A 14278-nucleotide genomic window follows, 5' to 3' on the forward strand; every position below is an offset into this window, starting at 1 on the left:
AAACCGGCAGGACGCCGGTTTAGCCGCGACGGGGCAGGGACGCCCCGTCGCGGCGGCCCGCGGAGCAATGCCGGAGTGAGGGAACACCGAGCCTAGGCGAGGTGCCGACAGGCGGGGCAGAGCCTTTTGCTTACTTTGGGCTGGGCCGGCATTCCGGCTTTTCCAAAGTGAGTCGCTGTAAGAGCGAAACCATAAGCGGCCGTTACCGCAGCAACGGATATGTACTCAATCCCAAAGCATCCCTGAACCCCCCCGCCGCATTCGTTCAGCGAACGGCATGGGCCTTCAACCCCCGCAACAACAACTCCAACCCTTGCAAAGCTTCTTCCAGCCGCTCGCCCGGGCGTTGATCCTGGGCGATCCAAAGCGATGCACTCACCATGCTGCCATTGATCAGCCTCGCCAACGCCTGGCTGCACGCATGCTCGATGACCCCCGCCTGCATCAGGTCATCAAGCAACCGGCACAGCGAATCCACGCATTGCTGCTGGTCGGTCGTCCCCAGCACCGCCGGCGCATCCTGCAGCACAATGCGCTGGACCTCGGCATCCTGAGCCATACGCAAATAGGCCCGGCAGCGTTCGCAAAACCCGTCCCAAGGGTTCTCGGCCCGCTCGGAGATACGGAGCAGGCTCGCATCCATTTCACCGTCGAGCTGCGCAACCACCGCCGCCAGCAAGCCTTTCTTGTCGCCAAAATGATGGTACAACGCACCCCGGGTCAGGCCGGCGCGAGCGGTGAAATCATCCATCGACGTCTGGGCGTAGCCTTGCGTGGCGAAGGCCTGGCGGGCGCTGGCGATCAGGCGGGCGCGGGTGTCTTCGATCATGTCGGCACGGGCTCGGCTCATGGATAAGGCTCACAATAGGTGATTGACATACGACGCGTATGTTACGCATGATTTGTCACATACGCACCGTATGTATTTTGCCCCGAAAACCTCGAATAGCAAGTTTCAGGGCGCTCAGGAAGAGGTTACACACCATGGCAAACCCCTACGCCGAGCTGTTCCAGGCGCCAGGTTCCAGGGCTTTTGTACTGGCGGGCATGCTCGCCCGCATGCCGATCTCCATGACCGGGATCGGCTTGATCACCATGCTTTCGCAGGTACACGGCGGTTATGGACTGGCCGGCGCCGTGACCGCCACCTTCGCCCTGGCCACGGCGTTTTGCGCGCCCCAGGTCTCGCGATGGGTGGACCGTTATGGCCAGGGCCGGGTGTTGCCGGTGGCGGCGTCCATCGGCGGCGGCGCGCTGTTGCTGTTGTTACTCTGCACCCGCATGCAGGCGCCGACCTGGACGCTGTTCATCTTCGCCGCCCTGGCCGGTTGCATGCCCAACATGTCGGCCATGGTACGGGCGCGCTGGACCGAGCTGTATCGCGGCCAGCCCAAGCTGCAAACCGCGTTTGCCCTGGAGTCGGTGCTTGATGAGGTGGTGTTCATTATTGGCCCGCCGGTCTCGGTGGGCTTATGCGTGCTGCTGTTCCCCGAAGCGGGGCCGTTGATTGCGGCGCTGTTCCTGGCGGTTGGGGTCACCGCTTTCGTGCTGCAACGCCAGACCGAACCACCGGTGCATGAGCACCACGCCGAACACGGGCGTTGGCTGATCGCCTCGCCCTCGGTGTTGATCCTGATGGTGCTGTTGATGGCCATGGGCGTCATCGTCGGCGTGGTGGACGTGGTCAGCGTCGCCTTCGCCCAGCACCAGGGCCAGCCGGCTGCCGCGAGCATTGTGCTGTCGGTGTACGCCATCGGTTCGTGCCTGGCCGGGCTGGCGTTTGGTGCCCTGAAATTGAAAGCCCCGTTGCCTCGCCAGTTCCTGTACTGCGGCGTGGCGACGGCGATCACTACGCTGCCGTTGTTGCTGGTGACGAACATTCCCGGGTTGGCGGCGGCAATCTTCATCTCTGGCCTGTTCTTCGCCCCGACATTGATCGTGTCCATGGCGTTGGTGGAACAAATCGTCCCGCCGAGCCGCCTGACCGAAGGCATGACCTGGCTGATCACCGGCCTGAGCATCGGCGTGGCCATTGGCGCCGCCAGCTCGGGCTGGATGATCGACCGCTTTGGCGCACCCAGCGGGTTCTGGGTGGCGCTGGCGGCGGGGGCGGTGGTGCTGGGTGCGGCGGTGTTGGGGTATCGGCGGTTGGGGTGATTACCCTGTCACCAGTGCGCCGCGATGTTGCAGGAATTCGTTCAGCGCCTGCCGCGTGAGATCGTTCAACGTCACTTTTTGCCGGGTTGCTGCGAGGGCAGCGGCCAAGTGGAGGTCATGGCCGACACGGACGTTGAACGAACCCTTGCAGGGCTTTTCCGGTGTTTGCCCAAGGGCCTGGCAGGTCTCGATGTAGTCGTCTACGGCGTTGCAAAAAGCCGCGTCCAACTCGGCGACGGTTTTTCCCTCGTAACTGACCAGGGCCTTGATGAAAAGCAGCTTCCCGAACAGGCAATTGTCTTCGATGCTGGCTTCGATGGAGCCGATGTAGCCTTTGTGTTTCAGCTGGTTGTTCACTGAATCAGTTCTCCTGATTTCAATTGTTCGATGATCTGGCGCCGAATGTAGTGTTTCAGTTCGTTGCCGGGGTGAGGCTTGTGCAGGGTAATCATTGCACTGGGGTCGCCCCTGTCGAACCTGACCCGGCTACCCGCCCCTTCGATTTGCGTGTAGCCCAGGCGCCGCAGCAGTGTGACGAGTTCGGGCCAGGTAAAGGCCGAGTGCTCATTGAGCAGTTTGGCCAGCAGCTTTTCATTTTTCGACACGGCGATCCTTGCCTGTAACTAAATGTAGTTGCAATTGATGGGTTGCGTCAATGATAGGACAGCCTCGCCGAGCCTCTCGGTGTTTGATGTAACCCTTGATGACACCGTTGCCTGCGCTCCAAATCCCCCGCTAATTTTTCCCCTCCGGATTCGTTTTATAGGGACGACGTGCCTTTGTGCTTCCTGCCTATTGCCCCGGATCCCAAGAAATGAACGCTGAAGACTCCTTGAAACTTGCTCGCCGGTTTATCGGGTTGCCCCTGGAAAAACGCCAGATGTTCCTCCAGGCGTTGCAGAGGGAAGGGGTGGAATTTTCGCGTTTTCCGATTCCGGCAGGCGTAGAAGCAGAGGACCGCCAGGCGCTGTCTTACGCCCAGCAACGGATGTGGTTTCTCTGGCATCTGGACCCCCACAGCGGCGCCTATAACCTGCCGGCGGCAGTGCGTCTGACCGGGCACCTGAATATTTCTGCCCTGGAGCAGGCGTTCGTCAGCCTCATCGAGCGTCACGAGACCTTGCGTACGGTGTTTCAGATGCAAGCCGATGACACTCTTCTACAAGTGCCGGCGCAGCAGGGCTTGACCCTTGAACATGTGGATTTGAGCGCCTTGCCTGCCGGCGAACGTGAGTCCGAGGTGGTGCTGGAGGTCGAGCAGCAGTCATTGCGCCCGTTCGACCTCGCCCAGGGGCCGCTGCTGCGGGTACGCCTGCTCAAGCTGGCCGATACCGAACACGTCCTGCTGCTGACGCTGCACCACATCGTCTCCGATGGCTGGTCGATGAATGTGTTGATCGACGAGTTCTGCCGTTTTTACGACGCCCACGATGGCGCAACCCCGTTGGAGATGGCGCCGCTACCGATTCAATACAGTGATTACGCCCTGTGGCAGCGTCGCTGGCTGGAGGCTGGCGAGCAGCAACGCCAGCTGGATTACTGGCTCGCGCAACTGGGGGATGAGCACCCGGTGATGGAGTTGCCAGCGGACCGTGCCCGCCCATCGATTCCCACCTACAACGGCCGACGCCATGAGTTGACGCTCGACAGTGGGTTGGCCGATCAACTGCGCCAGGTGGCTCGCCAGCATGGCGTGACGTTGTTCATGTTGTTGCTTGGGTCCTTTGCCGTCCTGTTGCAGCGCTACACCGGGCAGAACGATCTGCGTATCGGTGTACCCATTGCCAACCGCAACCGTAATGAAATCGAAGGGCTGATCGGTTTCTTCGTCAACACTCAGGTACTGCGCCTGCCGTTCGATGGGCAAACGTCGGTCCGTGAACTGCTGGCGATCGTCAAGGAAGCCGCGTTGGGCGCGCAGTCCCATCAAGACTTGCCGTTCGAGCGCCTGGTCGAGGCCCTCAAGCTTGAGCGCAGTCTCAGCTACAACCCGCTGTTTCAAGTGATGTACAACCATCAGCCAGAGGTCGCGGACGTTACCCGGCTCACCTTGAAGTCCGGGCTGCAATTGGGCGTGATCGAGTGGGAGAGCCGCAGCACTCAGTTTGACTTGAGCCTGGATACCTTCGAGAAAGCCGGGCAGTTGCACGCCTCATTCACCTACGCCACCGACCTGTTTGAAGCCGCGTCGATCCAGCGCCTGGCGCAACATTGGCACAGCGTGTTGCGCCGAATCGTGGACGATCCTGCCCAGCGCGTTGGTGAAGTGCAATTGCTTGGTGTCGATGAGCGTCAGCGCCTGATGAGTGAGTGGGGGCGACATGACACGCTTTATCCGAGCCAGCTCCCGGTTCACCAACTATTCGAACAGCAGGCCGCCCAGGCGCCTGACGCAGTGGCGTTGATCTTCGAAGGGCAGGTGCTCAGCTACGGCGAGCTGAATACGCGCGCCAACCGTTTGGCCCACCATCTGGTCGCGCGTGGTGTAGGCCCTGAAGTGCTGGTGGGCATTGCCGTCGAGCGCGGGCTGGACATGGTGGTGGGGCTGCTGGCGGTGCTCAAGGCCGGTGGTGGTTACGTGCCGCTGGATCCGCAATATCCGGTCGACCGTCTGCTGTGCATGATCGAAGACAGCGCCTGTGTGCTGGTGCTGACCCAGTCCTCGTTACAGGAGCGCCTGCCAATACCACCCGCGGTGCAACGTGTGTGCCTGGACCAGGACCACGCCTGGCGTGAGGCTGACGGCAATAATCCGGTCGGTACCGTCGATGGCGAGAACCTGGCCTATGTGATGTTCACCTCGGGCTCCACCGGCCGCCCGAAAGGCGTCGGCATTACCCATGCGTCGCTGACCAGACATGCCTTTGTGTCGTTGCAGTTCTTTGGCCTGAGCGCCTCCGATCGGGTGCTGCAATTTTCCACCTTCAACTTCGACGGTTTCGTCGAGCAACTGTACCCGGCGCTAATCTGCGGGGCATCGGTGGTGTTGCGCGGCAACGAAATCTGGGACAGCGAGACCCTGTATCGCCAACTGATCGAGCAGCGTATCAGCGTCATGGACCTGACCACCGCCTACTGGAACATGCTCGCCAAGGAGTTCGCCGCCGTGGGCCCCAGGGATTATGGCGTACTGCGCCAGGTACACAGTGGCGGTGAAGCAATGCCGCCCGAAGGCCTTTTGGCCTGGCGCCAGGCTGGACTTTGCGCGGTGCGCCTGCTCAATACCTATGGGCCGACAGAGGCAACGGTCACCGCCACCACGCTGGACTGCACCGACTATGTCCTGGGCGCTCAGCCGATCCCGCTGACGCTGCCTATTGGTCATGTGCTGCCTGGGCGCAGCCTGTACGTGCTGGACGACAACGGCCTGCCGGCGCCCATCGGCGTAGTGGGTGAGTTGGTGATCGGTGGTGAACTGTTGGCCCGTGGCTACTTCGGCCGGCCATCCCTCAGCGCCGAGCGCTTCATGCCTGACCCGTTCAGCGGCTCGGGTGCGCGCCTGTATCGCACCGGCGACCTGGCGCGGTTCAACACCGAGGGTGTGCTCGAATACGTCGGGCGTATCGATCACCAAGTGAAGATCCGCGGTTTCCGTATTGAATTGGGGGAAATCGAGGCGCGTCTGCTGGAATTGCCCACCGTGCGTGACGCAATTGTCCTGGCAGTTCCCGGACCCAGCGGCCTGCAGTTGGCGGGGTATGTGGTGCCCGCCGACAAGGCTCAGGAACAAGGCTCGTTGCGCGAGGCGATACGCGCACAGCTTGCCGAGCATTTGCCGGACTACATGGTGCCCGGGCACGTGGTGTTCCTTGATGCATTGCCGTTGAGCCCCAATGGCAAACTGGACCGCAAGGCCTTGCCATTGCCGGACGCCGGCCAGGTCCAGCAAACCTACGTTGCGCCCGCAACCCCGCTGGAGCAGGCCATCGCGGGTATCTGGCAAGACGTGCTGAAGCTTGGGAAGGTGGGCTTGCACGACAATTTTTTCGAGTTGGGTGGTGATTCGATCATTTCCATCCAGGTGGTGAGCCGAGCGCGTCAGGCGGGTATAGGCCTGAGTTCTAGGGATGTGTTCATTCACCAGACCGTCAAGGCCCTGGCGGGCGTTGCCCGGCTCGACGGCGAGGCTTTTACCGTGGACCAGGGCCCGGTCACCGGTGTGCTGGCACTGTCCCCGATCCAGCAGCTTTTTTTCGAAACCCCAGTGCCGGTACGGCATCACTGGAACCAGGCGGTGCTGCTGCGCGCGCTGGAACCCTTGCAGGCCGACGCGCTTAGCCGAGCCTTGTGTGCCTTGATGGTTCATCACGACAACCTGCGGGCCCGGTTCACCCACGGCGTAGATGGCTGGAGTGCCGAGATTGCCGAGCCGGCTACGGTGCCCGATGACGTGCTCTGGCAGGCCACTGTCGGGGATAATGCTGAATTGCAAACACTGTGGCTTGACGCGCAGCGCAGCCTCGACCTGCAACGCAGCCTGGTGCGTGCGGTCCTGGCGACGCTGGCCGATGGCAGCCAGCGGCTGTTGCTGGTCATCCATCACCTGGTGGTGGACGGCGTGTCCTGGCGCATCCTTCTGGAGGACCTGCAGCAGGGCTATCGTCAGGCGCTGGCGGAACAGCCGGTCAACCTGGCGGCCAAGACCAGTTCATTCAAAGCCTGGAGCAAGCATTTGCAGGGGTACGCGCGCCGTGAGGACGCGCAACGGGAACTGGCGTACTGGCAGGCGCAACTGCACGGCGCCAGCCGCCCGCTGCCTTGTGAAAACCCTCACGGCAGCCTCCAGTGCCGGCATGCCCACGTGGTGCGCAGCCGTCTGAGCCCACAGTTGACCCGACAATTGCTGCAGGACGCGCCCGGGGCTTATCGCACCCAGGTCAACGATCTTTTGTTGACCGCGTTGGCACAGGTGGCAGGGGCCTGGACGGGGCAGGCCGATACGCTGATCCAACTCGAAGGCCACGGCCGCGAAGAGTTGTTTGACGACATCGACCTCAGCCGCAGTGTCGGCTGGTTCACCAGTCTGTTTCCGTTGCGGCTGACCACGGCAGCCTCGTTGGCGGCATCGATCAAGCAGATCAAGGAGCAAGTGCGCGCCGTTCCGCTTAAAGGTATTGGCTTTGGCGTATTGCGTTATCAAGGTGACGTGGCGACCCGGCGGATTCTCAAGGGGCTGGAGCAACCCCGGATAACCTTTAACTACCTGGGGCAGTTCGACGGCAGTTTCGACGCCGGGCAAGGCGCCTTGTTCGTACCCGCAGGCGAGGGCGCAGGCGCCGAGCAGGACGCCGACGCCCCGCTGGATAACTGGCTGTCGATTGAGGGTCAGGTCTATGACGGTGAGTTGGAGTTGCGCTGGACGTTCAGTCGCGAAATGTTCGCTACCTCCACCGTGCAGCGTCTGGCCGACGATTACCGTACGGCCCTGCAACAGCTGATTGAGCATTGCTGCAACGCGCAGGCGGCGGGGCTTACACCGTCGGACGTGGCGCTGTCGGGGCTGCAACAGGAGCGTCTGGATACCCTGGAGAATCCGGCGAATATCGAGGATATCTACCCGCTGTCGCCCATGCAGCAAGGCATGCTGTTCCATAGCTTGTACGAGCAGGCAAACGGCACCTATATCAACCAGCTGTGCGTGGATATCGATGGCCTGGACGTCGAGCGGTTTCGCGCGGCCTGGCAAGCGTGCGTCGATGCCCACGACATCTTGCGCAGCAGCTTCCTCTGGCAGGGCGAGTTGGCCAAGCCGCTGCAGGTGATCCATCGTCGGCTCGCATTGACGTTCACCTGTGAAGATTGGCAAGGCCGAGGGGACCTGGCTTTGGCACTGGCGAATTTTGTCGAGACCGATCGTGCGGCAGGGTTTGAGCTGGAGCGCCCGGGCCTGTTGCGCCTGACGCTGATTAAGACCGGGCCACGGCGTCATCATCTGGTGTTTACCAACCACCATATCCTGATGGATGGCTGGAGCAGTTCGCAGCTTCTTGGCGAGGTTTTCCTGCGGTATGGCGGGCACGCGCCCGCACAGCCGGTGGGGCGTTTCCGCAGTTATATCGAGTGGTTGCAGCGCCAGGATGGCGCGGCGGACGAGGTGTTCTGGAAAGAACACCTGGCGCAATTGCAGGAGCCCACACTATTGGCATCGGCCCTGACGGGCGGCGATCGATCCCGGGATACCTCGGGTTATGGCCTGTTCCACCAGGCGCTGCCGGCTGAACAAACGCGGCAGCTGGAAGGCTTTGCCCGGCAGCGCAAGGTGACCGTCAATACGCTGGTCCAGGCCGCGTGGTTGCTGCTGTTGCAGCGCTACACCGGCCGTGACGCCGTTGCTTTCGGCTCCACCGTGGCCGGACGTCCGGCTGACCTTGCCGGCATCGAGCAGCAGTTGGGCCTGTTCATCAACACGTTACCGGTGGTGGGTAATCCCAAGCCTGAACAGACGGTTGATCAATGGCTTCAAGCCGTCCAGGCGCACAGCCTGGCGTTGCGCGAGCATGAGCATACGGCGTTGTTCGATGTGCAGCGCTGGTCGGGCCACAGCGGCGCGGCGTTGTTCGACACGTTGCTGGTGTTCGAAAACTATCCGGTCTCGCAGGCACTGGAACACGGTGCGCCGAGCGGCCTGGCGTTTGGCGCGGTGGCCAATCATGACCAGACCAACTACCCACTGACGCTTGGTGTGACCCTGGGGCAGACCCTGGCCTTGCATTACAGCTTCGATCGGCAGCACTTCAGTGCGCCGTTCATTGAGGCGCTGGACGGCCATTTGCGTTGCCTGCTCGAGCAGATGTGCGCCCAGCCTGCACGGACACTGGGCGAGCTGAACCTGTTGAACGACGCGCAGCGCCAAATCCTGGTGCAGGACTGGAACGCCACCGCCACGGTCTACCCCCTTGAACGCGCGGTTCACCAACTGATTGCAGACCAGGTAGCTCGCACGCCGCAAGCCATCGCGTTGCAGTTCGGCGAACAGCAGTTGACGTACCGGGAGCTTGATCAGCGCGCCAACCAATTGGCCCATCAACTGATCAGCCTTGGCGTAGGCCCCGAAGTACTGGTGGGGCTGGCGATGGAGCGCAGCCTGGAGATGGTCATCGGCTTGCTGGCGGTGCTCAAGGCCGGTGGGGCCTACGTCCCGCTGGACCCGGACTACCCGACGGAACGCCTGGCCTACATGATCGAAGACAGTGCCATCGGGTTGCTGCTGAGCCAGCGTCGCCTGTTGGCGCAATTGCCGATCCCGGCCGGCCTGGCCACGTTGTGCCTGGACGAACCGGGCGCCGAAGCGTTCCCCGCGACGTGCCCGGGCATCAGCCTGGCGCCGGAAAACCTGGCGTACGTGATCTACACCTCCGGGTCCACCGGCAAGCCCAAGGGTGCCGGCAACCGGCACAAGGCGTTGACCAATCGCCTGTGCTGGATGCAGCAGGCCTACAGGCTGACGGCCGACGACGCGGTGTTGCAGAAGACGCCGTTCAGCTTCGACGTCTCGGTGTGGGAGTTTTTCTGGCCGCTGATGAGCGGTGCGCGGCTGGTGGTGGCGGCCCCGGGAGATCATCGTGAGCCCACAAAACTGGTGCAGTTGATCACGGCCCGGCAGATCACCACGCTGCACTTTGTGCCTTCGATGTTGCAGGTGTTCTTGCAGGACGCTCAGGTCAGCCAGTGCACCAGCCTGACGCGCATCGTGTGCAGCGGCGAAGCGTTGCAGGTGGACGCGCAACAACAAGTCTTCAGCAAGCTGCCGAATGCCGGGCTGTACAACCTGTACGGGCCCACCGAGGCGGCCATCGACGTGACCCACTGGACCTGCCGCGAAGAAGGTCGCGACAGCGTGCCGATTGGCCAGCCGATCGCGAACCTGCAGACCTACGTCTTGAGCTCGGACCTGACACTGGTGCCGGCCGGCGTGATCGGTGAGTTGTACCTGGGAGGCGAAGGCCTGGCGCGTGGGTACCACCGTCGTGCGGGCCTGACGGCCGAGCGCTTTGTCGCCAGCCCGTTTGTGCCGGGTGAGCGGCTGTACCGCAGCGGTGACCTGGTGTGCCAGCGGGCAGACGGGGTTATCGAGTACCGCGGGCGTATCGACCATCAGGTGAAATTGCGCGGGTTGCGCATTGAGCTTGGAGAGATCGAGGCCCGACTGCTGGAGCAGGAGGCCGTGCGTGAAGCGGCAGTGCTGGCGGTTGAAACGCCGGCCGGCCTGCAACTGGTGGGCTACGTGGTGCCCACCTCTCCTGACGTGATGGACGGCGGGCCCGACGTGCAGGCGGCGTTGCGTGATGCGCTCAAGGCGCACCTGACGCACACCCTGCCGGACTACATGGTGCCCAGCCACCTGCTGATGCTGGCCGCGCTGCCGTTGAGCCCCAATGGCAAGCTCGACCGCAAGGCCTTGCCGGCTCCGGATGCCCATGCTCGGGCGGCCCACCGTGCGCCTCGCAGCGAGCTTGAATGCCTGCTGGCTGACCTGTGGCGTGACGTGCTCAGCGTCGAGCAGGTGGGCCTCGATGATGACTTCTTCGCGTTGGGTGGCCACTCCCTGCACCTGGTGATGCTGTTGTCCCGTGTACGTAATGCCTTTGGCGTAGAGCTGGCGCTCAAGGCGTTCTATGACTTGCGCAAATTCGAAGACCTGGCGGCCCATCTGCAAGCGGCCGCCGGGGCGGAATCGGTGCTCGAATTCGATTTGATTTTCGACGCCCTTGATCAATTGGAGAAAGACGATGCTTAAGCCCGACCCGTTGCGCTCCCAGGAAATGCTTGAGCGAATCAAGGGGCTGGAGGGCCACAAGCGCCAACAACTGTTCAGCAAGCTGGCTCAGTCCGGGGTGAATGTGGCCCGCTTGCCAATTCTTCCCGCCAGCGAGACCGGCGCCTTGCCGATGTCTTATGCCCAGCAGCGCCAATGGTTTCTCTGGCAACTTGAGCCTCGCAGCAGCGCTTACAACATAAGCTCGGCCATACGCCTGCAAGGCCCGCTGGACGCGCACGTGCTTGCGCGTAGCGTTGACCACGTGGTTGCCCGGCATGCCAGCTTGCGCACGGTGTTCTTTGAAGACAATGGCCAGGCGCTGCAACGGGTGTTGCCCGCCGACTCGGCGCGCGTCGTTGTCGACAACCCTGCGTTGGGGGCGGCAACCCCCGGGCAGGCCATCGACCAGTGCCTGGCTGTAGAGGCCGCCTGGGTCTTTGACCTGACACAGGGGCCGTTGATGCGTGTGCGTCTGTTGAACCTGGGGCCCGACGATCATTTGCTGGTGGTGACTGTGCATCACATCATCACGGATGGCTGGTCCATGGGAATCATGGTGCAGGAGTTGCTTGAGTACTACCGTGCCGACCTGGCAGGGGAGGTGGCGGATTTGCCGGCCTTGTCGATCCAGTACCTCGATTACGCCCAGTGGCAGCGTCAATGGCTGGAAGCTGGCGAGCGCGAGCGCCAGCTTGCGTACTGGCAACGTCAGTTGGCGGGTGAGCAATCGGTGCTGGCGTTGCCGTTGGATCATGTACGGCCAGCGGTACAAAGCTACGGTGGCGCCAGCCTGGACTTCGGCGTGCCGCCGGCCCTGACCGAGCGCTTGCGGGCATTGGCGCAGCATCAGGATGTGTCGTTGTTTATGTTGCTGCTGGGAGCGTTTCAAGTCTTGCTGTTCCGCTACAGCGGGCAGACGGATATCCGCGTAGGCGTCCCGGTCGCCAATCGCAATCGTCTGGAGACTGAGCGGCTGATCGGTTTCTTCGTCAACACTCAGGTGTTCAAGGCAGACCTCGATGGCACTCGTGGTTTCGACAGCTTCCTGCAGGACGTGCGGCGGATTGCGCAAGAGGCCCAGGACCATCAGGACCTGCCGTTCGAGCAACTGGTGCAGGCACTTCACCCGGAGCGTAGCCTGAGCCACAGTCCGTTGTTCCAGGTGATGTACAACCACCAGCAGGGCACGGCGGGCGCCGGTGCGCAGGTTGGTGATCTGCACGTACAGGCGGTGCCGCGACCTCAGGTTTCGTCCCAATTCGACTTGACCCTGGATGTCAGTGAACCGGTGGATCCGGGGCAGGGGCTGGCGGCTACCTTCACCTACGCGACAGACCTGTTTGAGGCTGCGAGCGTGGAACGCCTGAGTCGACACTGGCTCAATCTGTTGCACGCCATCGTTGCCAACCCGGCACAAAGCCTGGGTGAGTTGCCGCTGCTGGATGCGTACGAGCAACGAGAGTTGTCGCAGGGCTGGAACACTACCGCCACGGTCTACCCCCTTGAACGCGCGGTTCACCAACTGATTGAAGGCCAGGTAGCTCGCACGCCGCAAGCCATCGCGTTGCAGTTCGGCGAACAGCAGTTGACGTACCGGGAGCTTGATCAGCGCGCCAACCAATTGGCCCATCAACTGATCAGCCTTGGCGTAGGCCCCGACGTGCTGGTGGGACTGGCGATGGAGCGCAGCCTGGAGATGGTCATTGGCTTGCTGGCGGTGCTCAAGGCCGGTGGGGCCTACGTCCCGCTGGACCCGGACTACCCGACGGAACGCCTGGCCTACATGATCGAAGACAGTGCCATCGGGTTGCTGCTGAGCCAGCGTCGCCTGTTGGCGCAATTGCCGATCCCGGCCGGCCTGGCCACGTTGTGCCTGGACGAACCGGGCGCCGAAGCGTTCCCCACCACGTGCCCGGGCATCAGCCTGGCGCCGGAAAACCTGGCGTACGTGATCTACACCTCCGGGTCCACCGGCAAGCCCAAGGGTGCCGGCAACCGGCACAAGGCGTTGACCAATCGCCTGTGCTGGATGCAGCAGGCCTACAGGCTGACGGCCGACGACGCGGTGTTGCAGAAGACGCCGTTCAGCTTCGATGTCTCGGTGTGGGAGTTTTTCTGGCCGCTGATGAGCGGTGCGCGGCTGGTGGTGGCGGCCCCGGGAGATCATCGTGAGCCCACAAAACTGGTGCAGTTGATCACGGCCCGGCAGATCACCACGCTGCACTTTGTGCCTTCGATGTTGCAGGTGTTCTTGCAGGACGCTCAGGTCAGCCAGTGCACCAGCCTGACGCGCATCGTGTGCAGCGGCGAAGCGTTGCAGGTGGACGCGCAACAACAAGTCTTCAGCAAGCTGCCGAATGCCGGGCTGTACAACCTGTACGGGCCCACCGAGGCGGCCATCGACGTGACCCACTGGACCTGCCGCGAAGAAGGTCGCGACAGCGTGCCGATTGGCCAGCCGATCGCGAACCTGCAGACCTACGTCCTGAGCCCGGACCTGACACTGGTGCCGGCCGGGGTGATCGGTGAGTTGTACCTGGGAGGCGAAGGCCTGGCGCGTGGGTACCACCGTCGTGCGGGCCTGACGGCCGAGCGCTTTGTCGCCAGCCCGTTTGTGCCGGGTGAGCGGCTGTACCGCAGCGGTGACCTGGTGTGCCAGCGGGCAGACGGGGTTATCGAGTACCGCGGGCGTATCGACCATCAGGTGAAATTGCGCGGGTTGCGCATTGAGCTTGGAGAGATCGAGGCCCGACTGCTGGAGCAGGAGGCCGTGCGTGAAGCGGCAGTGCTGGCGGTTGAAACGCCGGCCGGCCTGCAACTGGTGGGCTATGTGGTGCCGACGTCGGCGAATCTCGACGAAACCGCACGACCGCAGTGGTTGGACGCCGTCCGTGCCGCGCTGCGCCAAGGGTTGCCGGACTATATGGTGCCCACTCAGCTTCTGCTGCTCGATGCCTTGCCTGTAGGCCCCAATGGCAAGCTCGACCGCAAGGCCTTGCCGGCCCCGGATACAGCCCGCGCCCGCGCTGAATACCTGGCGCCCCAGGATGCACTGGCCTGTCAGATTGCAGGGATCTGGCAGCAACTGCTGGGTTTGGAGCGGGTAGGCCTGGGCGACAATTTTTTCGAGTTGGGCGGGCACTCCCTGCTGGCGACGCAAATGATGATGCAGATTCGCGCCCAGGCAAATCTCGACGTTCCACTCAAAACCCTGTTTGTCACCGAAACACTCGGGGATTTTGTCCAGCAAGTCCGCACGCTGCAGTCCGAAATTCAACCTCTTCAAGACGAGTTGGCTAAATCCTTGGCCGCCCTCAAACGTCTATCTGCTGATGAGCTTGAAAATCTGATTTCCTAGTGAGG

6 protein-coding genes are annotated in these 14278 nt (G+C 62.6%); 3 read left to right on the top strand and 3 right to left on the bottom strand.

Translation table 11 applies throughout. The features are described from left to right. Nucleotides 1-265: 265 nt before the first annotated feature. Nucleotides 266-850 (bottom strand): TetR/AcrR family transcriptional regulator, encoded by a 585-nt coding sequence (locus M2400_RS25425; RefSeq protein ID WP_259198888.1) that lies wholly within the window; start codon nt 848-850, stop codon nt 266-268. A gap of 134 nt (nt 851-984) precedes the next feature. On the opposite strand from M2400_RS25425, the gene M2400_RS25430 reads away from it, so the two are divergent. Further along, on the top strand, nt 985-2157 hold the full coding sequence (locus M2400_RS25430; RefSeq protein WP_177134820.1) for an MFS transporter: 1173 nt from the start codon (nt 985-987) through the stop codon (nt 2155-2157). Here M2400_RS25430 and M2400_RS25435 read toward each other — a convergent pair whose 3' ends face one another. Then, a complete protein-coding gene (locus tag M2400_RS25435) occupies nt 2158-2514 on the bottom strand; it encodes a type II toxin-antitoxin system HicB family antitoxin (RefSeq protein WP_177048833.1) in 357 nt (118 codons plus the stop codon). Beyond that, nucleotides 2511-2762, bottom strand: a complete 252-nt coding sequence (locus M2400_RS25440) for a type II toxin-antitoxin system HicA family toxin (RefSeq protein WP_010166695.1) — start codon at nt 2760-2762, stop codon at nt 2511-2513. Before M2400_RS25440 ends, M2400_RS25435 begins: the two co-directional genes overlap by 4 nt. A gap of 209 nt (nt 2763-2971) precedes the next feature. On the opposite strand from M2400_RS25440, the gene M2400_RS25445 reads away from it, so the two are divergent. Together M2400_RS25445 and M2400_RS25450 are read left to right on the top strand one after the other, a co-directional pair. Beyond that, nucleotides 2972-10894 (top strand): non-ribosomal peptide synthetase, encoded by a 7923-nt coding sequence (locus M2400_RS25445; protein WP_259198887.1) that lies wholly within the window; start codon nt 2972-2974, stop codon nt 10892-10894. Further along, on the top strand, nt 10887-14273 hold the full coding sequence (locus M2400_RS25450) for an amino acid adenylation domain-containing protein (RefSeq protein WP_405046209.1): 3387 nt from the start codon (nt 10887-10889) through the stop codon (nt 14271-14273). The genes M2400_RS25445 and M2400_RS25450 overlap by 8 nt, the downstream gene beginning before the upstream one ends. Nucleotides 14274-14278 lie beyond the last annotated feature (5 nt).

This window comes from Pseudomonas sp. BIGb0558, from assembly GCF_024807515.1.
Classification (GTDB): domain Bacteria; phylum Pseudomonadota; class Gammaproteobacteria; order Pseudomonadales; family Pseudomonadaceae; genus Aquipseudomonas; species Aquipseudomonas yamanorum_A.

What these genes read in the sequence shown, in the direction of transcription:
- M2400_RS25425 (WP_259198888.1), bottom strand. Translation starts at nt 850, where the DNA reads ATGAGCCGAGCCCGTGCCGACATGATCGAAGACACCCGCGCCCGCCTG.
- M2400_RS25430 (WP_177134820.1), top strand. Translation starts at nt 985, where the DNA reads ATGGCAAACCCCTACGCCGAGCTGTTCCAGGCGCCAGGTTCCAGGGCT.
- M2400_RS25445 (WP_259198887.1), top strand. Translation starts at nt 2,972, where the DNA reads ATGAACGCTGAAGACTCCTTGAAACTTGCTCGCCGGTTTATCGGGTTG.
- M2400_RS25450 (WP_405046209.1), top strand. Translation starts at nt 10,887, where the DNA reads ATGCTTAAGCCCGACCCGTTGCGCTCCCAGGAAATGCTTGAGCGAATC.